Origin of the sequence: Streptomyces sp. NPDC057565, from assembly GCF_042801455.1 — a bacterium.
GTDB classification, from domain to species: domain Bacteria; phylum Actinomycetota; class Actinomycetes; order Streptomycetales; family Streptomycetaceae; genus Streptomyces; species Streptomyces yanii.
The window spans coordinates 81,260-106,077 of the sequence record NZ_JBHVFU010000026.1; the positions used below are offsets into that span (position 1 = coordinate 81,260).

The 24,818-nt window shown below is 67.5% G+C and carries 25 protein-coding genes and 2 pseudogenes; 15 read left to right on the top strand and 12 right to left on the bottom strand.

The features are described 5' to 3' along the window. Window positions 1-73: 73 nt before the first annotated feature. Window positions 74-211, top strand: a complete 138-nt coding sequence (locus tag ACFU8W_RS32345) for a hypothetical protein (protein WP_384044692.1) — start codon at window positions 74-76, stop codon at window positions 209-211. A gap of 18 nt (window positions 212-229) precedes the next feature. Then, on the top strand, window positions 230-613 hold the full coding sequence (locus ACFU8W_RS32350; RefSeq protein ID WP_384044695.1) for a hypothetical protein: 384 nt from the start codon (window positions 230-232) through the stop codon (window positions 611-613). Between the two features lie 107 nt (window positions 614-720). On the opposite strand, the gene ACFU8W_RS32355 is transcribed toward ACFU8W_RS32350, so the two are convergent. Then, entirely contained in the window at window positions 721-1,479 is a 759-nt protein-coding gene (locus ACFU8W_RS32355; RefSeq protein WP_384044697.1) for a GntR family transcriptional regulator, read from the bottom strand. 261 nt (window positions 1,480-1,740) lie between these two features. Here ACFU8W_RS32355 and ACFU8W_RS32360 point away from each other — a divergent pair, with 261 nt between their 5' ends. The 7 genes and pseudogenes from ACFU8W_RS32360 to ACFU8W_RS32390 form a co-directional block, all read left to right on the top strand. Then, window positions 1,741-2,847, top strand: coding sequence for an ABC transporter substrate-binding protein (locus ACFU8W_RS32360; protein WP_384044778.1), 1,107 nt, complete (start codon window positions 1,741-1,743; stop codon window positions 2,845-2,847). Beyond that, a complete protein-coding gene (locus ACFU8W_RS32365; RefSeq protein ID WP_384044702.1) occupies window positions 2,844-3,776 on the top strand; it encodes an ABC transporter permease in 933 nt (310 codons plus the stop codon). Before ACFU8W_RS32360 ends, ACFU8W_RS32365 begins: the two co-directional genes overlap by 4 nt. After that, the gene (locus tag ACFU8W_RS32370) at window positions 3,764-4,591 is read left to right on the top strand and encodes an ABC transporter permease (RefSeq protein ID WP_384044706.1); all 828 of its coding nucleotides are present in this window, start codon (window positions 3,764-3,766) and stop codon (window positions 4,589-4,591) included. Before ACFU8W_RS32365 ends, ACFU8W_RS32370 begins: the two co-directional genes overlap by 13 nt. Continuing rightward, a complete protein-coding gene (locus tag ACFU8W_RS32375) occupies window positions 4,588-5,715 on the top strand; it encodes an ABC transporter ATP-binding protein (protein ID WP_384044709.1) in 1,128 nt (375 codons plus the stop codon). Before ACFU8W_RS32370 ends, ACFU8W_RS32375 begins: the two co-directional genes overlap by 4 nt. A 108-nt stretch (window positions 5,716-5,823) precedes the next feature. After that, on the top strand, window positions 5,824-6,528 hold the full coding sequence (locus tag ACFU8W_RS32380; RefSeq protein ID WP_384044712.1) for an HAD family hydrolase: 705 nt from the start codon (window positions 5,824-5,826) through the stop codon (window positions 6,526-6,528). Window positions 6,529-6,532: 4 nt separating this feature from the next. Further along, window positions 6,533-6,817, top strand: a complete 285-nt coding sequence (locus ACFU8W_RS32385) for an alkaline phosphatase family protein (protein ID WP_384044715.1) — start codon at window positions 6,533-6,535, stop codon at window positions 6,815-6,817. A gap of 221 nt (window positions 6,818-7,038) precedes the next feature. Then, window positions 7,039-7,342: pseudogene (locus tag ACFU8W_RS32390) on the top strand (transposase); the annotation flags it as partial. Window positions 7,343-7,409: 67 nt separating this feature from the next. Here the strand turns inward: ACFU8W_RS32390 and ACFU8W_RS32395 are convergent. The 4 genes from ACFU8W_RS32395 to ACFU8W_RS32410 all read right to left on the bottom strand — a co-directional run bounded on the left by ACFU8W_RS32395 (window position 7,410) and on the right by ACFU8W_RS32410 (window position 10,967). After that, window positions 7,410-7,619 (bottom strand): hypothetical protein, encoded by a 210-nt coding sequence (locus ACFU8W_RS32395; protein ID WP_384044718.1) that lies wholly within the window; start codon window positions 7,617-7,619, stop codon window positions 7,410-7,412. Window positions 7,620-7,732: 113 nt separating this feature from the next. Beyond that, window positions 7,733-8,917: an alanine racemase gene (locus ACFU8W_RS32400; RefSeq protein WP_384044721.1), complete on the bottom strand. Its 1,185-nt coding sequence runs from the start codon at window positions 8,915-8,917 to the stop codon at window positions 7,733-7,735. Between the two features lie 59 nt (window positions 8,918-8,976). Further along, window positions 8,977-10,395 (bottom strand): amino acid permease, encoded by a 1,419-nt coding sequence (locus tag ACFU8W_RS32405; RefSeq protein ID WP_384044724.1) that lies wholly within the window; start codon window positions 10,393-10,395, stop codon window positions 8,977-8,979. Between the two features lie 113 nt (window positions 10,396-10,508). Then, window positions 10,509-10,967, bottom strand: coding sequence for a RidA family protein (locus ACFU8W_RS32410; protein ID WP_384044781.1), 459 nt, complete (start codon window positions 10,965-10,967; stop codon window positions 10,509-10,511). Between the two features lie 230 nt (window positions 10,968-11,197). Here ACFU8W_RS32410 and ACFU8W_RS32415 point away from each other — a divergent pair, with 230 nt between their 5' ends. Then, the gene (locus tag ACFU8W_RS32415; RefSeq protein WP_384044727.1) at window positions 11,198-12,856 is read left to right on the top strand and encodes a PucR family transcriptional regulator; all 1,659 of its coding nucleotides are present in this window, start codon (window positions 11,198-11,200) and stop codon (window positions 12,854-12,856) included. A 24-nt stretch (window positions 12,857-12,880) separates the two neighbouring features. On the opposite strand, the gene ACFU8W_RS32420 is transcribed toward ACFU8W_RS32415, so the two are convergent. From ACFU8W_RS32420 to ACFU8W_RS32445, 6 genes and pseudogenes are all read right to left on the bottom strand, one after another. Further along, window positions 12,881-13,168 carry a hypothetical protein gene (locus tag ACFU8W_RS32420; protein ID WP_384044730.1) on the bottom strand — a complete coding sequence of 96 codons (288 nt, stop codon included), beginning with the start codon at window positions 13,166-13,168 and terminating at the stop codon, window positions 12,881-12,883. Window positions 13,169-13,405: 237 nt separating this feature from the next. Then, on the bottom strand, window positions 13,406-14,704 hold the full coding sequence (locus ACFU8W_RS32425; protein WP_384044733.1) for an MFS transporter: 1,299 nt from the start codon (window positions 14,702-14,704) through the stop codon (window positions 13,406-13,408). Beyond that, window positions 14,701-15,786, bottom strand: a complete 1,086-nt coding sequence (locus ACFU8W_RS32430; protein ID WP_384044736.1) for a sugar phosphate isomerase/epimerase family protein — start codon at window positions 15,784-15,786, stop codon at window positions 14,701-14,703. The genes ACFU8W_RS32425 and ACFU8W_RS32430 overlap by 4 nt, the downstream gene beginning before the upstream one ends. Before the next feature lie 133 nt (window positions 15,787-15,919). Next, window positions 15,920-17,440: a PLP-dependent aminotransferase family protein gene (locus ACFU8W_RS32435; RefSeq protein ID WP_384044739.1), complete on the bottom strand. Its 1,521-nt coding sequence runs from the start codon at window positions 17,438-17,440 to the stop codon at window positions 15,920-15,922. 71 nt (window positions 17,441-17,511) lie between these two features. Continuing rightward, window positions 17,512-18,030, bottom strand: a complete 519-nt coding sequence (locus ACFU8W_RS32440) for a hypothetical protein (RefSeq protein WP_384044742.1) — start codon at window positions 18,028-18,030, stop codon at window positions 17,512-17,514. A gap of 434 nt (window positions 18,031-18,464) precedes the next feature. Continuing rightward, window positions 18,465-18,599: pseudogene (locus ACFU8W_RS32445) on the bottom strand (Tn3 family transposase); the annotation flags it as partial. A 215-nt stretch (window positions 18,600-18,814) separates the two neighbouring features. On the opposite strand from ACFU8W_RS32445, the gene ACFU8W_RS32450 reads away from it, so the two are divergent. The 5 genes from ACFU8W_RS32450 (at window position 18,815) to ACFU8W_RS32470 (ending at window position 22,732) form a co-directional block, all read left to right on the top strand. Then, a complete protein-coding gene (locus ACFU8W_RS32450; RefSeq protein ID WP_384044745.1) occupies window positions 18,815-19,210 on the top strand; it encodes an ATP-binding protein in 396 nt (131 codons plus the stop codon). After that, the gene (locus ACFU8W_RS32455) at window positions 19,210-20,541 is read left to right on the top strand and encodes a PP2C family protein-serine/threonine phosphatase (RefSeq protein ID WP_384044748.1); all 1,332 of its coding nucleotides are present in this window, start codon (window positions 19,210-19,212) and stop codon (window positions 20,539-20,541) included. The genes ACFU8W_RS32450 and ACFU8W_RS32455 overlap by 1 nt, the downstream gene beginning before the upstream one ends. Window positions 20,542-20,729: 188 nt before the next feature. Next, window positions 20,730-21,746, top strand: a complete 1,017-nt coding sequence (locus ACFU8W_RS32460; RefSeq protein ID WP_384044751.1) for an MASE1 domain-containing protein — start codon at window positions 20,730-20,732, stop codon at window positions 21,744-21,746. A gap of 363 nt (window positions 21,747-22,109) precedes the next feature. Then, the gene (locus ACFU8W_RS32465) at window positions 22,110-22,358 is read left to right on the top strand and encodes a YlcI/YnfO family protein (protein ID WP_345516223.1); all 249 of its coding nucleotides are present in this window, start codon (window positions 22,110-22,112) and stop codon (window positions 22,356-22,358) included. Window positions 22,359-22,360: 2 nt separating this feature from the next. Beyond that, complete coding sequence (locus tag ACFU8W_RS32470) at window positions 22,361-22,732, top strand: toxin Doc (RefSeq protein WP_384044757.1); 372 nt, start codon at window positions 22,361-22,363, stop codon at window positions 22,730-22,732. 545 nt (window positions 22,733-23,277) lie between these two features. Here the strand turns inward: ACFU8W_RS32470 and ACFU8W_RS32475 are convergent. Continuing rightward, window positions 23,278-24,195, bottom strand: coding sequence for an NADP-dependent oxidoreductase (locus ACFU8W_RS32475; protein ID WP_384044760.1), 918 nt, complete (start codon window positions 24,193-24,195; stop codon window positions 23,278-23,280). Between the last annotated feature and the right edge of the window lie 623 nt (window positions 24,196-24,818).

Genomic DNA, 24,818 nt, shown 5'->3' on the forward strand with positions numbered 1-24,818 from the left:
CCAACGTGCACCACTGTCCGGCGCCAGCCTCCGATGGATCGCCGGCCGGGTCTTCCTCCTGCAGGCGGCAATCGTGCTGCCGACCATTGCTTCTGCGGTCTTGGCTCTCGTGTTCCTGGCACGCAGCGAGAGCACACGCAACGCGCGTGACCGCTCGGTCACCGCCGCCGAGACGTTCGCCCATGCGCCGGGGATCCAGCAAGCGCTGTAGTCACCGAATCCTACGGCGGTGCTCCAGCCGCTGACCGAGGCGGCCCGTAAACGCGGCGGTGTCAATTTCATTGTCGTGTCGAATGTGCACGGGTTCCGCTACACACAGACAAATCCGGCACGCATCGGGAAGAGGATGGTGGCCACTATCGGACCGGCGCCGGCCGGCAACACGTACGTGGAGAGCGTCCAGGATCCTCTCGGCTATGAGATACAGGCGACAGCCCCGGTGACCGATGTCCATGGCACGGTCGTGGGCCTGGTGAATGCCGGGCTCAGGGTCAGCAGGATCGACAGCGCGGTTTTTCGGACGTCACCGATCCTCCTCTTCCTCGACGGTGACGACCGTGATTTGATCGCGCTGCGTCCTGGACGCCCTGATCGCGACACCAATCCGCCATGAGCTGGACATTGTGTTCCAGCGCGCGCAGGCTGAGCCGGAGGCCGGGCATCTCCCGCACTCCCGTGAATGGCGTGTCGTCGTGGCTCATCGGCCCTCCAGATCGGTAGTCAGCCACGGCGGCGCGAAAGCGCGGTCGTCGCCACCGAGTTGTGCACCGTGAATGCCACCGTGCCCGGCAGAAAGCGGTCCTCCGACCACGCCAATGGCGTGCCCGCCGGATCCGTCACGCGCCGCCGCTCCCGTATCAGCGGCCCGCCGGACGCACAGCCGAGCAGGCGCGCGTCCTCTGCGTCGGCGTAGACGAGGTCGATGGTGTGTTCGGCGTCGGCGAACACCACTCCGAGGTCCGCCAGTGGCTCGGTGTGCGAGGTGGCATCGGGTTCCAGGCCAGCGATCATAGTGCCGACACGCTCAGGGTAAATAGTGCGTTCGATCATGATCGGCACGCGCGACAGCGTCCGCAGCCGCAGCACCTGGTATATCCGCGACCCGGGTTCGAGAGCGAGTTGTTCACACTCCAACGGGCCGGCGGGACGGCATTCGACATCGATCGTGCGGCCGCCCGGTTCCTCTCCGATCGATCGTGCCCAGCGGGTGAAACTCAGCAACTCGAAGAAGCTCTGAGTGCGTGCGGTGCCGAGTACGACGCGTCGTGTACCACGTCGGGACGTGACCAGGCCGTTGGTGCGCAGTACGGCCAGCGCCTGGCGAACGGTGCCGCGGGACACGTCGTACTGCCGGGCGAGTTCCTCCTCACTGGGCAGACGGCCGCCGGCCCCGTAGGCCCCCGAGGCTATGGCTTCCCGCAAGTCGGCTGCCAACTGCCGGTACCTGGCCCCGGCTGCGCGACCGCCTGTGCCTGCCATGCCGCTCTCCTTCGCCATCAACCACCTCTCGCTGCTCTGGAAGACCTTATCCGCTGGTCGCAGCTGTCTACCAGCCCGGTTCCAACCGCCCGGCCGGCGTACAACCTCTTCCCGTGCAGCTCGCCCCTTCGCGTGCTGGTGTTCACCTTCTGGACATCCGCCTTCGCAGTAATGGCCCAAGTTGTACAGCCAACTTCACTCCACCTGGAGAACCTTGTGAAACTGCACGTTCGCACGGTGAGCCTCGCCTGCTCCGTCGTCATGGCCGCGGTTGGGCTCAGTGCCTGCAGCTCGTCCAGCAGCGCTGGGGCCGATGGCAGCAGCAAGGCCGCGACCGCGGCCTCGGCCAAGGACTTCGGCGGCATGGACGCCCTTGTCTCAGCCGCAAAGAAGGAGGGCAAGTTGAACGCCATCGCCCTTCCTCGCGACTGGGCCAACTATGGCGAGATCATCGACACCTTCGAGAAGAAGTACGGGATCAAGGTCGAGGTCGAGAACCCCGACGGTTCCAGCCAGGACGAGATCAGCGCGGTCACCTCCCGCAAGGGCCAGGACCGCTCTCCGGACGTCATCGACGTGGGCAGCGCCTTCGCCATGAGCGCGGCCGAGCAGAACCTCCTGGCGCCGTACCAGGTCAGTGCGTTCGACCAGATTCCGAAGACGCAGAAAGACCCCCAGGCCCGCTGGTACAACGATTTTGGCGGCTACGTCTCCATCGGTTGCGACGCGGCTCGCGTCAAGAAGTGTCCGAAGACCTTCGCCGAGCTGCTCGATCCGCAGTACAAGGGCCAGGTCGCCCTGACCGGCAACCCGACGAAGTCCGCCTCGGCCTTCGGCGCCGTGTACGCCTCGGCACTCGCCAGCAAGGGGTCCTACGACAACGTCAAGCCCGGCCTGGACTTCTTCGCCCGCCTGAAGAAGGCAGGCAACTTCAACCCTGTCGAGTCGAGCCCTGCAACCATTCAGAAGGGCGAGACACCGATCAGCATCACCTGGGACTACCTCAACGCCGGCTATGCGGACCAGCTCCGCGGCAAGGGCGTCGACTGGAAGGTCAGCATTCCGGTGGACGGCGTCTATGCCAATTACTACTCGCAGGCGATCGTGAAGTGGGCACCGCACCCGGCCGCGGCCCGCCTGTGGCAGGAGTTCCTGTACAGCCCCGAGGGTCAGAACCTGTGGCTCAAGGGCTACTCCCGCCCGGTGCTGATGCCCTCGATGAAGCAGGCTGGGACTCTCGACACGGCCTCCGCGGCCAAACTCCCGCCGGTACCCGACACCGGTGTGGACGCCTTCCCGGCCGAGGGCCAGATCAGCAAGGCCCAGCAGGACATTGCCCAGGGCTGGGGCCAGGCGGTCGCCGGATGAGTGCCATCCATGCGGCGGCCGGCGGTGACAGCCGGACCCGTTCCGCCGGCCACAGTGCCGGCCTCGGGGCCGCCCGGCGGCGACGGCTTCCGCGCCTGGCGGGTTGGCTCGGTGTCGTGCCGCTGCTCGTATTCGCTGTCGTGGTGTTCGGCCTGGCTTTCGGGACGATGGTGTTCGGCGCGTTCACCACGCCCGATACCGCGCCGGGCGGGGCCCACCTCACCGGCGCGAACATGAGCGCCTCGCTGCACGGCGCCTACCTGACCGCGCTGCTCGGAAGTGTCAAGCTCTCCGCCGTTTCCGCGTTGATCGCCACCGTCGTCGGCCTGCCGATCGCCCACGTGATCGTGACCTCGCGGTTCCGCGCCCTGCGCAAGGCGGTGCTGGCAGCGTCGGGCGTGCTGGCGAACTTCGGCGGTGTGCCGCTCGCGTTCGCCTTCGTCGCGACGCTCGGTAATGCCGGCGTGCTGACGCGCCGCTTCCACTTGTTCAGCCATGGCTGGAGCTTGTACGGCTTCTGGGGCCTGACCTTGGTCTACCTTTACTTCCTGATTCCGCTCATGGTGCTCACGCTCACCCCGGCTCTCGAGGGGCTGCGGCGACAGTGGGGGGAGGCCGCCCGCAACAACGGTGCGAACGCCTTCCAGTACTGGATACATGTCGCGCTGCCCATCCTCACGCCACCGCTCCTCGGCGGCTACGTATTGCTGTTCGGTAGCGCGTTCAGCGCCTATGCGACTGCCGCCGCGATGGTCGGCAGTTCGGTACCGCTGGTCACCATGCAGATCGCGGACGCGTTGTCCGGCAACGTCCTGGTCGGCCAGGGCAATGTCGCGCTCGCGCTCGGAGTCGACATGGTGCTGGTGGCGGGGCTCGTCATGGCCATCCAGCTGCCGCTGCAGCGAAGGAGCGCACGATGGCTAGCCTGAGTAAACTCCGATATGGGCGCGCCTTCGTGTTGCTGCTCACCGGTGCGTACTTCCTTGTTCCGCTTGCCTGCGCCGTCGCCTTCAGCATCGGCGCCGGCACTCCGGGCCAGAGCATCGACTTCCGGGCCTACACCGGAATCCTCGGCGCCAGCGGCTTCACCGACAGTCTGGCGCTGACTCTGAAACTGGCCGCCGCCACCATCGTGCTCGTGCTGGGGCTGCTCGTGCCTGCCCTGGTCACCGTACGACTGGCCGCACCGCGCCTGCGCACACTCGTCGAGATCGTGTGCATGCTGCCGTTGGTCGTACCCGCTGTCGCCCTTGTCGCCGGAATCAGCGCGGTACTGCGCTGGGGACCGGACTACTTCGCAGGCACCCCGATCTTCCAGGCCCTGGTAGCCATCCAGGATCAGAACTTCCCCTTCGTCCTGGTGCTCGCGTACACGCTGATGGCATTGCCGCTGGCGTACCGCACACTCGACGCCGGGATCGCAGCCATCGACCTGCGGATACTTGTCGAGGCCGCCCGGGCCTGCAGAGCGCCTTGGCCGCGCACCCTCCTGCAGGTGGTGCTGCCCAACCTACGCGGGGCGCTGCTCAACACGGCGTTCCTGACCCTGGCGCTGGTACTCGGTGAGTACACCGTCGCCGCGATTCTCGGCTACCAGCCATTCGCCGTGTGGATCCTCGCCATCAGCGGCTCGCAGGCGCAGATGTCGGTGGCCGTGTCGGTGATGGGCCTGCTCGTCACCTGGGTGCTGCTGTTGATCGTCGCCACCGCCGGACGCGCTCGCCATCCCAAGGAGACCTCATGACCGACCTGGTAAGCGATCTCAAAACCATCAGCCCGGCACGGACCGGTGCCACCGTCGAGTTCCGCGGGCTGCGCCGCTCCTTCGGCGCCACGACCGCGCTGGACGGCCTGGACCTGACAGTCGAACCGGGTGAACTCGTGGCGCTGCTCGGCCCGTCCGGCTGCGGCAAGACCACCGCGCTGCGGACCCTCGCCGGATTCGAGCGGCCCGACTCGGGCGAGGTGCTCGTGGACGGCGAGGACATCACGGGTGTTCCCGCGCACCGACGCGACGCGGGCATGGTGTTCCAGTCCTACAGCCTCTTTCCGCATCTGACCGCCCTCGACAACGTCGCCTTCGGGCTGCGGATGAGTGGCATCCGCAAAAGCGAGCGGCGGGTTCGCGCCGCCGAACTCCTCGAGCTGGTCGGACTGCAGCACCATGCCGGCCACTATCCGCATCAACTGTCCGGAGGCCAGCAGCAGCGGATCGCGCTGGCGCGGGCTCTGGCACTGCAGCCACGCGTGCTGCTGCTCGACGAGCCGCTGTCGGCGCTCGACGCACAGGTACGGCTGACGCTGCGCGAGGAGATCCGCCGCCTTCAGCAGAAGCTGGGCATCACGACCCTTTTCGTGACACACGATCAGGAGGAAGCCCTCTCCATGGCCGACCGGGTCGCAGTGATGCGTGCCGGGCGACTGGAGCAGTGCGCGCCCCCGGCGGAGCTGTACGAATGCCCCACGACCGCGTTCGTTGCCGAGTTCGTGGGAGTGATGAGCCGGATCCCCGCCCGGACCGGAGCGGATGACAAGACCGTGCACGTGCTCGGCCGCAGGCTGCCGGTCAACGGGAGGCTGCTCGGCACCGAGGCCGCCGGTGGCACCGGTGAGGTGGACGTACTGGTACGGCCGGAGGCAGTCGAGGTCACGGCGGACAAGAACGGTACGTCGCGGATCATGGGCGCGGCGTTCCTGGGCGCGGCCTCGCGGTTGACCGTGCGGCTGGCCAACGGCGCCGAGGTGTCGGCCGACGTGCCCACGCACGCCATGACCACGCTCCCGGTCGGTGCGGCGGTGACGCTGACGCTGCCGGAACGGCCCGTGCTGGTGGACCGCCGCCGCGCAAGCGGCGGCGGGGGGAGCTGACGGCCGAGACCGATGCCCCACCACCAGACGCCGTCAGTTGTCATCGACCCAGCTGACGAACCCTTTACTGAACGCGGAGCGCCGTCTGCTTCCGCTCTTGACCCCCTGATGGAGAAACGCACCTTGGAGCACCGCATCGCCGCGCCCGCACTTCCCGCTGCCGTCCTGTTCGACATGGACGGCACGCTCGTCGACACCGAGCGGCTGTGGAGGGCTGCGGTGGAACAGGTCGCCAACCGGATCGGGCGGCCACTGACCGACACGGACACCCCCCATGTACTGGGCCGCCCGGCTGCCTACACTGCTGCCCACCTGCACCGCACTGGTGCTCCGGCGGCCTGCGACCCCGGCGCGCTCGCCAACGAACTGGATGCCGAGTTCGCCGCCCGGGTCGCCAGCGATCTCGTCCCGCGTCCGGGCGCACTGCGCCTGCTGGACGAGCTGACCACGGCTCGCGTGCCCGCAGCGATCGTCTCCGCCTCGCCGCGCCATGTCGTCGACCTCGTGCGAACGGCGCTGGGGGAGGACCGGTTCACGCTGACCTTCGCAGTCGAGGACACCCTCCGCACCAAGCCGGCGCCTGACCCGTACCTGGCCGCAGCCGCCGCTCTGGGCGTCGATCCGCACGCGTGCGTGGTCGTCGAGGACACGCCCACGGGTGTGGCCTCCGCCGAGGCTGCCGGGTGCGCGGTGCTCGCCGTGCCCTCCACCGTACCGATCCGGCCCGCGGCCAACCGGACAGTCCTCGAATCCCTGGAGCGGGCCGACCTGGCCCTGCTCGGCTCCCTCGTCACGTCAGCGGAAAGGAAGTGACGCTGTGGACGACATCCGCCACGTCGTGATCCTGATGCGGGAGAACCGCAGTTTCGACCACTGCTGCGGCACGTCGAACGGCGTACGCGGCTTCGACGACCGCCAGGCGCTGACGTTCCCGAACGGCGACAGCGTGTTCCGTCAGCCCGCACTCTCCCGACCCGACCGGGGGTTCCTGCTGCCTTTTCGGGTGGACTCCACCAACTTCAACGCGCAGAACGCAGACGGCCTGCCGCACGATTGGGAGAGTGGTCACAAGGCCATCAGCAACGGCGCATTGAACCGCTGAACGTCCGCCAAGGGCGAGCAGAGCATGGGCTACCTCACCCGTGAGGTAGCCCATGCTCAAGACCTGTGGATCGGCTCTCGGGTTGGACGCGCAGGCGTACCTTCCCGAGTGATCGACTGATGGTCATCGAGTAGGCGTTGGCCCGCGGGTTGGGAAGGCTCGCCCGTGCTCAGCGTAGGCAGCGAAGAAGGCTCCACGTCCACCGGCTCGGTGCGAGGCGGATGCTCGCCGCCGCGATGGAAGCGGAAGTCGACCAGTACATAGGCGAGTTGGTCGCTGATCGGACCAAACGGGGGCCGCCGCCTGGTCGTGCGCAACGGCCACCGCCCCCGGACCGTGACCACTGGGGTCGGCCCGGTCGAGGTCCGCGCCCCGTGGGTGAACGACAAGCGTGTCGACGAGGCCACGAGCAAGCGGAAGCGGTTCTCCCCGGCGATCCTGCCACCCTGGTGCCGCAAGTCGCCGAAGGTCAGCGAGGTCCTGCCACTGCTCTCCCTGCACGGCCTGTCCTCGGGCGATCCCGGCCTTGGTGTGCGCTGCCGCTCCTACTGCTCCGGCGACACACCCTGACCACGGGCCCGACCATGGCGGATCAGGAGTTGGCGATGTGATCGAAGCCGCTCAGCATCGGCGGCAGCTCGGCGGCGCAGCCGCACAGCGTGCACAGCCGCGTCCCCGGGTTCTCCGCGATGTTCAACGCGTGCTGCAGATCGATCAGCTTCGCGCCCTGCGCAGCCTCCTCGCGTCCGGCGCGACCAGCACACCTCGGACCAGCCTCAACCGAAGCGGAGAGGCTGAGCAATCTCCAGGCGAGGTGGGTACGCCCCCGGTGCCAGAGGGGAGCGTCGGGGACAGCTGGTGGCGATGCGCGCGGGCGGTGATCGAGCGGACCGCGTATCCGCTTCAAGCGGTTGATCACCGCGCATGACCTGCCTCTGTTCTTCTTGCCGACTCGCTGAGCGCTGTGGCGATCGACGATCGGTGGAAGTCGGTGCGCCAGACGTCGATCACATCACCGTGGTCGTCGGTGATGAGGTAATCGGGCCACCGGTCAAATGCCGAGCACGGGTGCGAGATCCCGAACTCGACGACATCCGTCACCTCAAGATTCCATGCGTCGGAGAGCACGGTGTGGTGGTCGTACAGTGCGCGCACACGTCCGCGGACATCGGACTTTTTCTGTCCGGCCGCCGTGCTGGCGGACAGAAGGATCGGCGTCTCGGTGTCGTAGGGAAGGTCGCGCTTCCCGGCTCCGACCACGGCGGTGCCGTCCTCGGCGGCGGACACGACGACCGCGCGCACGGCCAGGGCTGGGACGAGGCCGGGAATCGGGCTCACGCGGGCGTAGACGCCGTGATCGTGGGTGACATAGCAACCGGACCTGAGCAACCGGATTGTGCCCGGAACGTCGTCGTCCGTCGGGAGGAAGTCGACGACACGGTCAGGAAAGGCCGATCCGCCCATCGAGTACACGGGGCGGTCGGTCTCGAAGAGTCCGGCGACGTCGAGGTAGACGTCGCGGACCCGGCGGCAGTGTTCGTCCACGGCCGCAAGCGTTTCGTCGGTCCTTGTGTTCGGGGCGACGCCTTCGTACCCGGCGACTCCCACGAGCCGGAGTCCGGGAGCCGCTCGGACGAGCTCCGCTGTGTGGCGGGCCTGCTCCGGGTCGCGGATACCGGTGCGGCCACCCGGGGTGCCGATGTCCAAAAGCACCTCGAGAACGGGGCCGTGCGCGCCGAACACCTGATTCGCTGCGGCGATCCCGGCTGCGGAGTCGACGAAGCACCGGATTTTCCGTTCCGGCTCGGCGGCGAGCCAGGCCCGAAGTCGCGCCAGTCCGAATGGATCGACGATCTGGTTCGCGACGAGGACGGTGTTGTGTCCCCAGCCGAGCACGGTCGCGACCTGGTCGACGGTGGCAACGGTGACGCCGACGGCGCCGGCCGCGATCTGTCGTTCGATGATGGGAGCGGACATTGTCGTCTTGACGTGGGGAGCAAGCGCGACGTCATGGGTCTTGCACCAGTCGGCCATGACGCGGATGTTGTGATCGAGGGCGGCGGCGTCGAGACGCAGCTGGGGGTATGCGGCGGGAATCACGATGGTTCCTTCAGGTGGCTGCTCGGCAGGGCGTCAGCGCAAGTGGATGGACTCAGGGCTCACAGCGCGCTCGGTGCCCGGGCCGGGATGTGCTCCTTGCGGGCGGCGTTTCGCGACGACATCCGGTAGCCGCCGATGAGAACCGCTGCCCAGACCGGCAGGGCGTACAAGGCGATGCGCTGGCCCTCGTCGAACGCGAGGAGAATCGTCAGAGCTGCGAGGAAGGCGAGGGTGGCCCAGCACAGGGCCTTGGCGTAAGGGAGCCGGAACGTACTCGCGGGTGCCTCACCGCGTTCGACGCGACGCCGGTAGACGAGGTGGCAGACGACGATGACACCCCAGCTCCAGATTCCTCCGAGGGTGGCGACCGACGAGATGTACGAGAACGCCTTCTCCGGGACGATCGCGTTGACCGCGACGCCGACGAGCATCAGAGTGCCGGAGGCGATGATGGCGGCCGCAGGCACGTGACCACGGCTGGTCTTCTCGAACACCTTGGGTGCGAGCCCGTCCTCGGCGAGCTTCTTGAGCAGGCGTCCGTTGCTGTACAGCCCGGCGCTGCACGCCGACAGAGCGGAGGCGAGGACGACGAAGTTCATGACGCCGGCGGCCGCGGGAAGACCTATGTGCGAGAAGCTCTTGACGAAGGGGCTCTCGTCCGCGCTGAACTGATCCCAGGGGAACAGTGACATCAGCACGATCAGGGTGCCGACGTAGAAGATCCCGATACGCCAGGGCACGGAGTTGATCGCCTTCGGTATCACGGACTCCCGGTCCTTGGTCTCGGCTGCGGTCATGCCGATGAGTTCGACGCCCTGGTAGGAGAAGACCACGATCTGGAAGGCCAGAAGGACCGCGAGCAGCCCGTGCGGGGCGATGCCTCCGTGATTCCAGAGGTTCTCGATCCCGCCTGCCTGGCCGGCTTTGCCGACGTTGAAGACCAGCGCGAAGATGCCGCCACCGATCAGGGCAAGGATGGTGACGACCTTGATCGATGCGAACCAGAATTCGGCCTCCCCGAAGAATCCGACCTTGGCCAGGTTCAATCCGACGAGTGCGAGCAGTGCGATCAGTGCCGTGAGGTATTGCGGCATCGACGGGAACCAGAACTTGACGAAGACCCCGGCTGCGGTGAGCTCGGCCATCCCGATGATGGTCCAGGTGAGCCAGTAACCCCAGCCGGTGACGAAACCGTATGCAGGGCCCAGGAACTCGCGCGCATACTCGGCGAAGCTCCCCGCGACGGGCCGGTACATCAGCAACTCGCCGAGGGCACGCATGATGATGAAGATGAACACGCCGGTGACCGCGTAGACGCCGATCACGGCCGGCCCGGCGTAGGCGATGCCTTTCCCGGATCCGAGGAAGAGCCCGACTCCGATGGCGCCACCGATCGCGATCATGCGGATGTGTCGTTTGTTGAGTCCTTGCGCGAGGCCGTCCTCGTTCGCCCCTTCGGGGGAGCTGTCGACTGTCATGATGTGTCCTTGTTCGAGGTCAGTGTTCGGACATGGGCGTTTTGGGTCGGCGAGGACAGGAGTGACAGACCGTGACGGGCGTCGCTCGGTCGGGTCCGGCTGGGTGTCGGGGGTCAGGCGACCTCGACGATGAGTTCGACTTCGACGGGGGCGTTCAGTGGCAGTTCGGCGACGCCGACAGCCGAGCGCGCATGTGTGCCGGCATCGCCGAAAACGCTCGCGAGCAGATTCGAGGCGCCGTTGACGACGTCGGGCTGGCCGGCGAAGTCGTCGGCGGAAGCGACGAACCCGGTCACCTTCACGACCCGTACGACCGAGTCGAGGCCGACGAGGGCATCGATCGCAGCAAGTGCATTCAGAGTGCAGATTTCCGCTGCCTTCGACGCGTCCGTCACCGAAACCTCGCGGCCGACCTTTCCCGGTCGTTCGATCGATCCCCGCACCAACGGCAACTGGCCAGAGGTGTAGACCAGATCACCGGTCCGCACCGCCGGAACGTAGGCGCCGATCGGAGTGGCCGTCGACGGAAGTTCGAACCCGAGCTCAGCAAGGCTTTCCGCCCATGACGACATGGATGATGCGGAGGCAGCGCACCGCGCGTCGTCGGATGCACCGGTGGTGGATGGTGTCGCGAACATGTAAACACTGCCTGCTTTCGGGGTGGGGCGTTGGTGCGCACCAGCGTGCTGTGCATCACCACGACGTGCATCGTGCGGCCGCACCAATCACGACCGAGGTGTGGTGCGGATTCACGAACGACGTACCGTTGGGCGCAGCAGGAAGCGAACGAAGGGTGCCGATCATGACCAGCCCTGGAGCCAGGCTCGACAACGTCGTGAGCAACCTCGCCGGCACCCTGCTGGAGGTTCTTGCGGGGACCGTCGACGGAACGACGTTGATCACCGACGTCGTCGTCGACGATCCGCGGGAACAGGTACCGGTTCGCCCCGGGGCCATGCTTCTGTGTACCGCCGCCGACGTCCAAGATCTGCCGGCCTTGCTCGACCGTGCGGTCACACGCCAGGCGCCCGCCCTCGTGGTACGTGCGCCGCTGGATCTCGACCCGGAGCTGCGTGCTCGCATCGAACGCAGCGGTGTGGCCCTGCTCGGCCTCGCCGGCGGAGCAACGTGGGCACAGCTGGTCGTCCTGCTCCGCTCGCTGCTCTCCAGCAGTGCGAGCGGCGAGGAACTGCTGGCCGGAATGCCCGCGGAAGACTCGTTCGCCCTGGCCAACGCGATCGGATCACTGCTCGACGCGCCGATCACCATCGAAGATCGCGACTCACAGATTCTGGCGTTCTCCGATCGCCAGAACGAGGCTGATCAAACACGGATCGAGACGATTCTCGGACGTGGCGTCCCCCAGCACACCCGCCTCGCGCAGGAACGAGCGGGCGTCTTCAAACGGCTCTACGCCGGCGAGAAACCGATCTTCATCGACACACCGCAGATCGAAGGAGTGCCAGGTCTTCCGCGCGTGGCGATAGCCGTACGAGCAGGTGACCAAGTGCTCGGCTCGATCTGGGCGGCTGTCCCTGGGCCCCTGAGCGACGAGAAGGAGCAAGTACTCGTCGATGCCGCGAAAGTCGTTGCGCTGCAGCTGCTGCGGCACCGTATCGGTGTAGACATCGACCGGCAGGTTCGCGCGGACCTCATCGCAACCGCATTGACGGGAGGCGCCCCGGCTTCGGGCGCGATCGAGCGTCTTGGACTGGCGCACCGGACCGTGGCAGTGCTCGGCCTGTCCCTTCCGAATGGGAACTCGGCCGACACTGCCGTCTCTGGGCAAACGCGACGGCAGACCTTGGAACGGATCACCGACTCCTTCGCATTTCACCTGTCGGTCGCGGCACCCGGCTCGGTTGCCGCATTGGTCGGCGACGTGTGTTATGCGATCGTGCCGGCGCCGATCCGGAAAGGAAAAGAAGACCTCACGGCCATGGCCCAGCGGGTTTCGAACGATTTCCTCGACCGTGCACGGGACAGACCTGGAGGAGCGGCGATCGGCATCGGTCGCGACGGCTCGTCGTCCGATCCGGCCGACCTCGCTCGCTCGCGGCACGATGCGGACAGAACCCTACGTGTCCTGCGCCAGGAACCAGCCGGCCGAGTCGCGTTGTTCGCCGACGTCCAACTCAACGCACTCTTGCTGGAGATCGGTGACCAACTGCACAACGAGGGCGGACTGCTGGACGGCCCCATTGCCCGGCTGCATCACCACGATCGAGAACACGGAACCACGATGGCGGAAACCGTGGCCCAATGGCTCGACCACCTCGGCAACACCCTGAACGCATCTGCCGCCATGGATGTACACCCCAACACATTCCGATACCGCCTTCGCCGAGCGGCAGAAATCGCGCAACTGAACCTGAATGATCCCGACGAACGCTTTGCGGCGATGCTCGAGTTCCGGCTCACTCGGCAACGACCGTCCGCGGCAGCTACCGCCGTAGCTTGACGCTTGTCAGCGTGGGATGTCTTGTCAGCGGCGACCGCGCCCGGCCGTGTGCGGGGCCGGGCGACCGGCCCGCGGACGCGGATCTTTTTCAGCACGGAGACCGCGCCCGAACGCGCCCAGCGCGAACTGCCCGAACGAGAACACGCGCCGCGGATCACGTGCGGCGCCGCGTCGTTCCAGATCTGCTTGACCGACGGCAGCCTTGCCGATCATGATCCTCGCGAACAGCACGTTGATCATGAGACCGGGCAGCCGCGACATGATGTCGACCGCCTGGGCGGGGACGAGGCTCCAGCCGGTGAGCCCGAGCACCTGCGGCGCCCAGCAGGAGGATGAGGAAGTCGGCGATGACGCCTCACGGGCAGGTGCAGTCGCGCCAGGACGGGCACGAACCGCCGGATCAGCAGCGTACGACCAGGGTGATGCCCAGGCAGACGAACCCGAGCCCCACCCGCTGCACATCCGTGTACTCACCGAACGTAAGCACAGTCTGGTGTATGGGGCCGACCGGTGCGACGAGCGACTATGTCGCCCCCGCGCGGAGCGGGCTCAGCCCTCCCGCACGGCGGCGGTACGTTGCGCGCGAGCCACACGTGCCAGGCCGGTTGCGACTCCCGCACCCACCAGTGCGAGTGCGGCCATCAGGATGAACACCAGGTGGTACCCCGCCGCACCCGGGTTGGCATCGAGGATCGCGCCGTACACGAGGAAGGCGAACATCCCGGGGGCGTAACCGAGGAGGCAGGCGATGCCGAACGCGGTGCCGCTGACCTGGTTGGGGACGCCGACCTCGTCCATGGGCGCCCAGAACACACCGCGCATCGTGAAGATGATCAGTGAGAACAGCAGGCAGGCGGCCATCGCGGGGATCTGGTTCTGCTCACCGGTCGGCAGCAGCAGAATGATCGCTGCGATGGGGATCAGGCACACGAACGCGAGACGGAGGTACCTGCTGGCCCCCTTGAAGACCTTGTCGACGAGTACGCCGCCGAGCGGGCCGCCAATGATCTTGAGGCCGTACTGGTTGATGATGCCGTAGGCGCCGGCGAGTGCGGCCGGCAGTCCGTACACGTACGTGAGGTAGGGGATGAAGTAGGTCAGACCGCAGTACACGACGTACGCCATGAACACGGTTGCACTGACCCACCACAGCTGCGGCAGCCGGACGGCATGCAGGACCTCGCTGAGGCCGACGCCCTTCTTCGGCGCCGTATCCACGACGGACTCTGGGCCCTGGTCACGCAGCAGGAAGAACAGGAGCACCCCGACGGCGATGTCAATCAGCGCGTAGAAGGCGATCGCGGCACGGAAGCCGGCGGCGCCCGAGCCGAGCAGGGCGAAGACGCCGAGGGCCGAGAAGGCAACCAGTGTGTCGACCACGCCGCGACCGCCCTCGAGGAAGCCGAACAGCCGCCCCTGTTCTTCCGGCCCACCCAGGCGCCGGATGCTCTTGAGCAGTGCCGGCCAGACCAGGCAGTCGGTGCAGACGGCCAGCATCGCGAAGATCGGCACCAGCTGCCCGTACCCGGGGAACGTGCTCATATAGAGCCCGAGCCCGCCCGCGCCGATCAGTCCGAGCGGAATCAGGATGCGGGTCGAGAACCGGTCAGCCAGGTACCCTCCGACCACGAACAGTGCTGTCGCGACGATCGAGTTCACGCTCAGCAGCGCACCGATCTCGGTGTTGCTCAGCCCCATCTGCTGCTGCATCGGGACGTAGAAGACGTCCTTGATGTTGGCGAGCTTGTAGATGGTGCCGCCCGCCATCACGAGGACCGCGAAGCGCGCCCATTTGGCCTTGTCGAACCCGGTCTTGGCCGGCGCGGTCTTCATCATGGTGTTCGTCATCGCGCACCTGCCGGGGAGTCGGCGGCGGCCAGGCGAGCCGCGGCGAGTTCGCGCATCCGGACGAGCAGCCCGCGCACGTGGACGACCTGGTCGACGGCCCAGCCGGGCTCGGTGGCGAGCAGGTCGTGCAGCGTCCATCCTTCGGGAAGGCCCGTGGTGCTCAGTTCCCGGTAGGGGATGAACGGGTCGTCGCCTTCGCTGTGATGGCGGAAGGCTGGCGCGTAGTACAGGTTCTCCTGTTCGAGCGCGAAGGTGATGACCTGCGGCTCGTCGTCGCCGAGCATGAGCAGGTCGAACAACATCCGCGCCCCCGGCAGGTCGTCCTCCGGGCTGCCCTGCAGCACGCCGCGGTGACCGAACCCGTCGCCCTCAGGAAGGACGTGCACACCCTTCAGGTGCGCTTGCAGGATATGCGGGGCCAGCTGGGCCAGGGCGTCCATCGGCCGCTCGCACGCGTTGATCATGTTGCCGAAGTCGAACATCACGTGCAGGCGGGGGTGGCCGACGGTGCGCAGCAGCTGAGCGATCTCGCCGGAGCGCAGTTCTTCGTGCTGCTCGAACGAGAAGTGCAGGCCGTGGATGTCGGCGAGGTCGCCGAGGCGGCGCAGGTCGTCCTCGATGCGCGACAGCACCTGCGACAGCTGCCCTTCGTAACGGGAGTAGACGCGAATGTGCTGGACGCCGAGGATGCCGGCGATCCGGACGGCCTCGTCCACGGGTTCACGCTCGGTCGTGCTGATCTCGAGGTGCAAGGCCAGGCCGTAGCCGCGGGCACGGGCGGCGAAGGCCCGAAGCCGGTCGTCGTTCATTCGGCTCAGGCTGCGCTCCTCGCCGTCGAGGACGTGGATGCAGACGCCGGCCAGATCGTGCTCCCGGGCGAAGTCGAGGACGTCGTCGGGGCCGTAGGCGCCGTAGGTGAGGTTGGTGAGCAGGGCGTACGCGTGACCGAAGAGCCGGACCCGGTCGATCCGGTCGATCAGCACCCGTGCGCGCTCGGCCGTCAGGTCGGGGATCTGTCCGATCTCGGCTGCGGTGAGGTTCGGACTCAGGAGCGCTCGGAACCGCGCATCGAGGTGGGGCATCGTTGTCTCCATAGAAAGCGGGCCGCGACCGTGCGTCGCCGCCGCCCCTTCTTCCTATCAACGCAATGGACGGTGCATTAGAGCCATTGACAGCCCAGTTCTGCGGACCAATTCGGCGGGCCCACCTCTCGAGCTAAGCCTCGGCAGCTCCGCCGGGTTCGAGCCGTTCGAACGCCTCTGCCATCCGCGCTACGGCACGCGCCATGTGCTCGGCTGCGGTGCCCGCGAACCCGATCAGCAGTGCGGGCGGCAGCCGGCGCTGCACGCGATACTCACCCAGGGGATACGTGAAGACGCCCTGCCGGGCGAGGCCGCGTGCGCAGTCGATGTCGTTGACGGATGCCTCGAGCCACCCCATCACGTGGAGCCCGGCGGCGACCGGCCTCGCCGTCAGCCGGTGCGCAAGCTGCGTGTCGAGCTGTTCGAGCAGGGCGTCCTGGCGGGCGGCGTACAGTCGGCGCGTGCGCCGGAGGTGGGTGTGCAGGTGCCCTTCGGCGAGGAAGTCGGCGAGCGCCGCCTGCATCACGGTCGCGGGGGTGCGACCGATCACCGAGCAGGCCGACGTGAACGGCTCGACGAGGTCGTGGGGCAGCACGACGTAGCCCAGTCGCAGCGACGGCGCCAGCACCTTGCTGAATGTGCCGACGTAGATGACGTGTCGCGCTTGGTCGAGTCCGAACAGCGGGGGCAGCAGCGTGCCGTGATAGCGAAGCTCGCTGTCGCAATCGTCCTCGACGATCCAACTCCCGTGCGCCTGCGCCCACGCGATCCACTCCCCGCGCCGCGCCGGACTCATGACCGTGCCCAGGGGATGCTGCCGGGACGGCGTGAGGTAGGCGAGGCGTGCCGATGGGTCGCCCCCTGCCGCCACCGCGCCGGCGTCGTCGACCGGCACACCCTGGACGCGGCATCCCTGCGACTGGAACGCGAGCCTTCCGGAGATGTGGCCGGGGTCTTCGACGAGCACCGTGTCGGCGGGGTCGAGCAGCAGCACCGCGAGGACATTGAAGGCCTGTTGGGCACCGGAGGTCACCACGATCTGCTCGGCGCCGCAGCCGAGGCCCCGCACGTCGTTGAGGTAGTCGGCGATCGCCTGGCGCAGTGGCTCGTACCCGTGCGGGTCGCCGTACCCGATGGCGGCTGCGTCGGTGCGCGCCGCGTGCCGCGCCAGCAGCCGCCGCCACACGCCGGCAGGGAACGCGGATGCCGCGACCTGGCTGGGGACGAACGACTCGGTGTCTTTCGGATCCCACGAGTGAGGCGCCTCGCTGAACAGGCTGGCACCGCGTGCCGACGTCGCTGCGCCGCGTTCGGACAGCTGCGGGCGCGCAACAGGCGCCGGTGCCAGCGCGGCCGTCCAGCGTGCGTCCACATACGTGCCGTCCCCCTGGCGTGCACGCAGGAACCCCTCGGCCGTGAGCTGCTCGAACGCGGTGACCACGGTCAGCCGCGAGACGCCGAGTTCGGCGACGAGTGTCCGCGTCGAGGGCAATCGGGTTTCCGGCGGCAGGGTGCCGTCGAGGATGAGTCCCCGCAGATGCCGATACAGCTGCAGGTGCAGCGGCAGGGCGCTACCGCGGTCGAGCTCGACCGTGGCCAGCATCCGGCCCCCGGCACCTTTCATGATGCGCGGGCGCGCCGGTGGGTCTGACATGACTTCATCCTAGCTAGGGCCTGTGTGATGCCGTGATCAATCGGTTGCTCGTAAGAGGTCTTCGAGCCAGATCATCGAGGCGCGTAGTTCGAGTGAAGAGTGAGAAAGGCGATGATGAGGGGGACCACTGATATCAGCGAGCCCGTGACCACGATGTCGTACCAGGGTTGGTCTCGGAGCTGGCTGTTCCAGAAGTAGAGCCCCAGCGTGAGCGGCCAGAGCAGGTCGTCCGCGAGCATCATCAGCGGCAGGAAGAAGTTGTTCCAGATCTCGACGAACTGGAAGAGGAAGATGGTGACCAATGCGGGAGACATCAACCGCAGTGCGATGGTGAAGAAGATCCGTAGCTCCTGGGGGACGGACCGTAGCGACGTGTAGAGGATCAGCATGTTGTACCCCGTCCAGGACCAGGTGACGACGTTGCCGATCGAGAACAGGATCACGTCGGCGGACAGGAAGTCGACGTCGACGCCCGTGCTCTTGCCGAGGTCGACCAGCGGGCTGATCCCAGGCACGTAGAGGAAGGACCACAGAACCGCCGCGATCACACCGGGAATTGCGAATGTGTAGTTGTCCAGGCCGGCGAACACGGCGTGTGGTGGTCCCAGCCCGAGTCCGGAGAACGTGTGGCGTACCGGTACACGGCGAATCCGTCGCGATGGTCAGCGGCGTGCAACTGGTCCCGTGTCGCGCTCTCGTAGACCCGTGACGGGCTTCCGTGTCCCTCGGCTCTGGCCATTGATCACATCTATGCTGGGTTTTTGAACGTGAGCGGTGCCCGTCGGGTCTGCACTGAGTACCCGTCATTGAGTGTGAGTCGGGCTCTTATCGGCCCTGGATGCAGGACGCCCCGGGATGACGCGGTCATGGCGTCGCCTCAGAGTCCCTTGTCTGCTACCCCCTGGTTCACCGATTCCGCGTCGGCGCGACGGTGCCGCCGAGCTGGCTGCCTTCATGCCGGGCCTCCAGAGGCCCTTGGGCGTCGACACGCTCTCCTCTGGAAGAGGTCCTTGTTCGCAGAGTTTCAGTTCTCCACGACCTGCAATCCCTCGTGGTTCTCCTGGCGCAGTTCGACGTCGGCAAGGTAGTCACAGAGGAACGCCGTAGGCACCGCCCGGCCCAGCTCCTTGATCGCCTGGTGGGTGGGGTGCTTGGGGCCGCCGCGGGTGAAGCTTCAGTAACCACTCCCCAAGTTCTGTGTCAGAACCCCCTTCTCGCGAACAGAGCCAGGGAGCCGCGGTTTCGGCAACGGGGGTTGGAGCAAGCCTGTGTATGACGGTATGTGACATGCCGCTTTCGGCGTAATGGGCGGGTTGGGCTGTCTCGCCGCGCCACTCTGTGCGGGTTGATCACGGTCGTGTCAGGAGACTGTGCGTGCACCGATCGCGTGAGTGGCTGTATGTGCGGATCCGCCGGGACAAGCGGCAGAACCCGGACGAACTTGTCGAGGCCGACGCCGCCCGGCGCCTGTCCAGTGTGATCGTCCGCTTCAGCAGGGTCGACCTGTTGTGTCTGGACGAGTTCGGCTACCTGAACGTGGACAAGAAGTGCGCCAGGCTGCTGTTCCAGGTCTTCACCGAACGAAAGGAGCGCAAGGCCACCGCGGTGGCCTCCAACGCCCCGTTCAGCGAGCGGGACAACACCTTCACCGAACCTCGTCTGTGCGTGCCGATCGCCGGCCGGCTCACCTTCGAGGGCACGCTGATCCGGACCGGCACCGACCGGCTGAAGGCCACCGAGCGCGAGTACCGCTCCCGCAGGCGATCGTGATGGCGGCGGGCAAGGAGGGGGAAGGCGCGCAGCGGCCGCCCCGCCCTGACCTGCTGGCGCGTCTGGACGCCGAGGTGGGCCGGATCGATGAGCAGCTGCGCGCTCTTGCCGCTGCCAAGAACCGGGTTGAGGGCCTGTTGGAGGCGGTGGTGGCCATCACCCGGGAGGTGGAGCTGCCCGCGGTGCTGCACCGGATCGTGACCACCGCCATGGACCTGGTCGGCGCCCGCTACGGGGCCCTGGGAGTTCTTGACGAGTCCGGCGAGTTCCTGGAGCAGTTCATCGTCGTCGGCCTGTCCGAGCAGGAACGGTCGGCGTTGGCCGAGGTGGGGTTTCCTCGCGGTCTGGGCGTGCTCGGACACCTGATCCGCCACCCCGAACCCTTGCGGGTGGGCGACATCTCCTCCCATCCGTCCTCGGTCGGGTTTCCGCCCGGCCACCCGCCCATGCGTACCCTGCTGGGCGTCGCCGTCAGCGTCCGCGGCGAAATCTACGGCGACCTCTACCTCTCCGAGCGACGCGACGGACAGCCCTTCGATGTCCGCGACGAGAGCATCCTCGTCGCCCTTGCCAGCGCCGCTGGCATTGCGATTGAAAGCGTCCGCCTCTTCGAACAGATTCGTGCCGGATCCGAACTGTTCCAGCGGCGTTTGCTGCCGACGCTGCCCGACATGCGGCCCTTCGACGCCGCCGCCGTCTACCGGCCTGCCGCCGAACCCCACCATGTGGGCGGCGACTGGTACGACGCCGTCCTGCTTCCGGACGGTGCGGTGGCGGTCGTCATCGGTGACGTGGTCGGTCACGATCTGCATGCCGCCGCCGCCATGGCCTCCACCCGCAACATGCTGCGCGCTTTGCTGTTCACCCTGCGCACTCCGCCCAGCGCGGTCCTCGCCCAGCTCGATCGCACCCTGGAGGCCATCACCGACAACCCCGTCACCACCACCAGCCTGGCGCGCATCGAACCCACGGGGGCTGCCTGGAGGCTGCACTGGAGCTCTGCGGGCCACATCCCCCCTTTGCTGATCACCCCTGGCGGCCGGGCGGAATACCTGTTCGCGGAGCCCGGACTACCACTGAACGTCGACAGTCGGCAGCCTCGCCCCGACCACACCCACCCTCTGCCCCCGGACACCACCGTGGTCTTCTTCACCGACGGCCTTGTCGAACACCCCGATCACCCCATCGACGAGAGCCTGAACGAACTAGCCGAGCTTGCCACCACATACGCGGCCCTGCCCCTGCAGGACTTCGTGCAGGCCCTGGCCGACCACCACCCCAGCGATGCGCACGACGACATGGCCATCCTCGCCCTGCGCACCCCGCGCTGAAGCCGCACAAACCCGCAGCGATGCGACTGGGGCGGAACCGTCGGGTTACGACACGCCCCGAACGGTCACCCGCAGCCATCCCGGTGGAGCGCATGGTGAAAGGCCACACAGATGAGCGGCAGTGTGGTGGACCCGGCAGGATCGGCGGACGATGGACAACGGAGCAAGGCCGAGGGGAAGACTTCCCGATGACGGTTACGAGCCGCGACAGGCTCCGGCGCGGTGGCACGACGGCCCTGCAGATCTGCGCCGTTGCCGCGCTGTATTACGCCTCGGGCAAGCTGGGGCTGCTCCAGCAGCTCGTGCGCGGCCAGGTCACACCGCTGTGGCCCGCGAGCGGCATCGCCTTGGCCGGCCTGCTCCTGATCGGCCCGCGCACCTGGCCCGGGATCACACTCGGCGCGTTTCTGATCAACATCTCACTGAACCTGCCATCGATCACTGCTGTGCTTGTGATCACGACGGGCGACACGCTCGCACCCCTGTGCTCCTACGCGCTCCTTCACCGAGCCGGGTTCCGCACCCGGATGAACCGCTGGCGGGACGCACTCGCATTGGTCTTCCTCGGCGCATTCATCAGCATGCTCATCAGCGCAACCGTGGGATGCGGCACCCTGCATCTCACTCGCGCACTCCCCGGCGGGTTCTGGCCGACATGGTGGGTCTGGTGGACCGGCGACGCGATGGGCGTCCTGGTGGTCGCGCCAGCGCTGCTCGCCCTGCGCTCGGCGCGCTGGCCCAAGGACGCGCCCCCCTCCCGATGGGTGGAGGGATCGCTTCTTGGGGCAGCCACCATCAGCATCGGGCTCCTCCAGACCTCCCCGACACCGCTGCTCTTCCTCGCCTTCCCGTTGCTGACCTGGGCAGCCTTCCGCTTTCAGCGGGCCGGGGCCGCGCCCTGCGCGCTGGCCGTATCCACCTTTGCGATCTTCGCCGCCACCCGCAGATCGGGCCCGTTCGCCGGTCACACCCTGCTCGCCAACATGATCTCACTGCAGGCATTCAACGGCGCCGCCGCACTGACCGCGCTGCTGCTCTCCGCTGCCGTCACCGAGCGAAACCAGACCCAGGAGAAGATCGAAGAGGCCTGCAGGCGACTCGCCGAGATGGTGGAGAGAACCACGCCGGACACAGGCGGCCCGCCAGCGCTTCCCCACGCCCAGAGCGACGGGGAGGAGAACGGCGGGCAGGCCCGACCGTCGTGATCGATCGGCAAGGGTCAATAAGGACCGGGTTCGCCGAACCACGCCTGTCAGGGACGTGGTTCGGCGGACCCGGAAGCCCCGATCAAGTGCCTTGACCGGCCAATGTTTGCCCCATGAGGAGCGCCGTCGAGCGCGCGTGCCGGGCGGTGCGACGGGGCAAAGCTTGCCGGGAGGGGCACTAGCGAGCCGCCACCCTCGGGCAAGGTCACCAACACTCAGCAGACCACCATCGACCCGCGAAGTCACTCGATCGGGGCGGAGCCGTCGGGCGGCTGGGTCCGGGCGCTCTGAGAGGGGCATCCGTATCGGTTCAATTCCGTCGAACCGATATCGGTGCTGTACGCCCTGCTGTACGTTCGGAGTATGTCGAAACCAGTGACGATCCGAGTCCCCGAAGAGCTCCACGCGCAACTGCAGGCACGCGCCGAGGCGGAAGGCACCACGGTCACCTCGCTCATCACCGAAGCCGCACGCAACGCGGTCCGCGACCCCCGCCTGGAGGGCGCTGCGGAGGTCTTCCGCGCCTTCATCACGGACAACGCTGCCGCGTTCGACGCTGCCTTCCCCGATGACGCCCCCGACCGGCTGGACGCCTCGCGGCGGGCCGCCTGACCATGGAGCTCTACATCGACATCCGGTGGCTCCTGGAGCGCCAGGCGGAGGTCCTGCTCAAGCAGCCCTCGGTCCACGACTTCTCCAACCTGGTGGCCGCCGTCGCCCGCCACCGCGTCAACACTCCACAGGTCGGCGTCACCGTCGACAACGCCTGGCGCGCGGCCGCGCTGATGCACGCCATCATCCGGCTGCAACCTCTCCCGGCTCGCAACGCCTTGTTCGGCGCGGCGATCGCCGTGGCGTACATGGACGCCACTGGTGAAGGCATCAACCCGCCGTACGGCGCCCTGATCGACCTCGCACGCGACATCGACGCCGGCCGCACCGACGCGTACGACGCGGCCGACCGCATCCGCTCCTGGCGGATCTGACGCCGACCTGGCCAGACGGAGGGGGCGCCGGGCGAAGAGCCGACCCCCGACGCGGCGGAGACGGGAGCAGAAGAACCCGCGCCCCCCGCGGCCGAGGAGACCGAGGCTGAACAACCCGCCACAGAGGAGTAGGAGAATGGCTGTGCGCGACGACCGTCGCGCACAGCCACGACGGCAGTCTCGGGACACCCCTCAAGCAGGCTGGCTGGCATCCGGCCCGGTGCCCGTACGGACCGGCCGCGCATCCCGCCGCGCGAGGGCGGAAGTCTGGATGCTTGCAGCACCGCCGGTGCCACCGTGGACGGGGCTCCGCTGGCCACCCATCGGAAGCGGGCCACCATGACTCCAGTGGCCGCGCATCGTTGATCGCGCCGCCGACATCGTCACCAGCTACGGCGAGGTCGGCGGCTGCACCCTCTGGCAGGCGTACTACCGGCTCGTCGCGGAGGGCCTGATCCCGCACATTCCCTGGGACGCGATCCGTGACGACACCCAGATCGCCGTGGAGGCGCCGCCCTCGTTCGCCGGGCCTGCCGCCCGAGTCCTCACGGACGAACGCGGATGATCGTCTTCCCCTGGCGTCGCTCGGTCGGGTTGAGGGCGGCGACGGCATCGTCGAGGGTCGCGACGTTGCCGATGTTCGTGCGCAGTCGTCCGTCCCGCACCCGCTGGACGATCTCACCCAGTTGGGCACGATCGGACTCGACAACGAAGTCGATCGCCAGGCCGTGGGCGGGCCGCGCCTCAGGCGGCCCAACGACGGTTACCAGTGTTCCTCCGGCCCGGATCAGGCCTGCGGATCGCTTCTGGATGTCGCCGCCGATGACGTCGAAGACCAGGTCGACTTCGCCGATGTCTTCCAGGGTGTCGTTGTCGAGGTCGACGAACTCCATTGCGCCGATGTCGAGTGCCTTGTGACGGTCAGCGGTACGTCCGGTGCCGATGACGTAGGCGCCGGCCTCTCGTGCGAGCTGCGTCACCATCGTCCCGACTGCGCCGGCCGCGCCGTGCGCGAGGACGCTCTGTCCCGCCTGGAGGTGGCCGTGCTGGAACAGTCCCTGCCACGCGGTGAGGCCTGAGATCGGCAGGCTCGCGCCCACGGTGAAGTCGACGTCGCCCGGCAGCGGCGCGAGGTTGCGTGCCTCGACGGCCGCGTACTCGGCGAGGGTGCCGTCGCGATGCCAGTCGGTGATGCCGAACACGCGCTGTCCCACCGAGAGCCCCGTCGTGCCGTAGCCGAGGGCGGTGACCACTCCGGCCAGCTCATGTCCGGGGATCGATGGTGTTCGGCCGCGGTCGAGGCGATCGGTCCAGGTCGAGGGCCACGCCATCTCGGTCGGGACGAATCCCGACGCATGAATCTGAACGACGACATCGTTTATCGCCGGCTGCGGCTCGGGCCGCTCCGTCAGCGTCATCCCGGCCGTTCCAGCGGCCTGGTCCGTCACCACGATCGCTTTCATTTGGACACCTCTCTGTATCAGTCCTCGCCCGCACGGCGCCTACGGTTCATGAGTGTTAGTGGTGTCAGACCGCGGCGTCTTACCCCGCTGATCGGCACAGGTATGGGCGAGGACATCGTTGTCAAGCGCCGCTTCGAACCGGCTCACCATTTCCCCCGGCACAGGCGCACCACTGCCGCATCTGCTCCGCCCATCGCGGAAGATTCGGTGATCGCGTTGTTCGTGTCGGCTGGAGGGGGCAACTGTCATCCGGTTCCGGTCGACGCTGGGCAAGTTGCGCGTGCACACTGGCATGGTCACTGCTCCTCGGCTTGATCGCACGGCGGTAGGCCCGTTGTCCCTGCCGCTTCGGAAGCCGCCGGTCCGGCCCGCCACGACCGCACCGCGCAACGAAGCCGCGCTCTTGAAGTTCCCCCGCTCAACGCTTCGGCTGCAGCTGTGGCGGATGCCGAATCGCGCTATGCCGAGCGTTATCGCGGGCCTCGCGCGAATCTCGAGCCGCCTGGCAACCGCATGCGGTCGGGCCGGTCGCCCGCGTTCCCGAACCGGTGAGCGAGACAGTCACACCGACGGGTAGCCCGGCTGGACTCCCCGACCACCACCACGCAACACTTCGACACCAG

Coding starts and splice junctions, on each gene's coding strand:
- ACFU8W_RS32355 (WP_384044697.1), bottom strand. CDS start 1,479: ATGGCAGGCACAGGCGGTCGCGCAGCCGGGGCCAGGTACCGGCAGTTG.
- ACFU8W_RS32360 (WP_384044778.1), top strand. CDS start 1,741: ATGGCCGCGGTTGGGCTCAGTGCCTGCAGCTCGTCCAGCAGCGCTGGG.
- ACFU8W_RS32365 (WP_384044702.1), top strand. CDS start 2,844: ATGAGTGCCATCCATGCGGCGGCCGGCGGTGACAGCCGGACCCGTTCC.
- ACFU8W_RS32370 (WP_384044706.1), top strand. CDS start 3,764: ATGGCTAGCCTGAGTAAACTCCGATATGGGCGCGCCTTCGTGTTGCTG.
- ACFU8W_RS32375 (WP_384044709.1), top strand. CDS start 4,588: ATGACCGACCTGGTAAGCGATCTCAAAACCATCAGCCCGGCACGGACC.
- ACFU8W_RS32380 (WP_384044712.1), top strand. CDS start 5,824: ATGGAGAAACGCACCTTGGAGCACCGCATCGCCGCGCCCGCACTTCCC.
- ACFU8W_RS32405 (WP_384044724.1), bottom strand. CDS start 10,395: ATGACAGTCGACAGCTCCCCCGAAGGGGCGAACGAGGACGGCCTCGCG.
- ACFU8W_RS32410 (WP_384044781.1), bottom strand. CDS start 10,967: ATGTCGTCATGGGCGGAAAGCCTTGCTGAGCTCGGGTTCGAACTTCCG.
- ACFU8W_RS32415 (WP_384044727.1), top strand. CDS start 11,198: ATGACCAGCCCTGGAGCCAGGCTCGACAACGTCGTGAGCAACCTCGCC.
- ACFU8W_RS32425 (WP_384044733.1), bottom strand. CDS start 14,704: ATGACGAACACCATGATGAAGACCGCGCCGGCCAAGACCGGGTTCGAC.
- ACFU8W_RS32430 (WP_384044736.1), bottom strand. CDS start 15,786: ATGCCCCACCTCGATGCGCGGTTCCGAGCGCTCCTGAGTCCGAACCTC.
- ACFU8W_RS32435 (WP_384044739.1), bottom strand. CDS start 17,440: ATGTCAGACCCACCGGCGCGCCCGCGCATCATGAAAGGTGCCGGGGGC.
- ACFU8W_RS32455 (WP_384044748.1), top strand. CDS start 19,210: ATGGCGGCGGGCAAGGAGGGGGAAGGCGCGCAGCGGCCGCCCCGCCCT.
- ACFU8W_RS32460 (WP_384044751.1), top strand. CDS start 20,730: ATGACGGTTACGAGCCGCGACAGGCTCCGGCGCGGTGGCACGACGGCC.
- ACFU8W_RS32465 (WP_345516223.1), top strand. CDS start 22,110: ATGTCGAAACCAGTGACGATCCGAGTCCCCGAAGAGCTCCACGCGCAA.
- ACFU8W_RS32470 (WP_384044757.1), top strand. CDS start 22,361: ATGGAGCTCTACATCGACATCCGGTGGCTCCTGGAGCGCCAGGCGGAG.
- ACFU8W_RS32475 (WP_384044760.1), bottom strand. CDS start 24,195: ATGAAAGCGATCGTGGTGACGGACCAGGCCGCTGGAACGGCCGGGATG.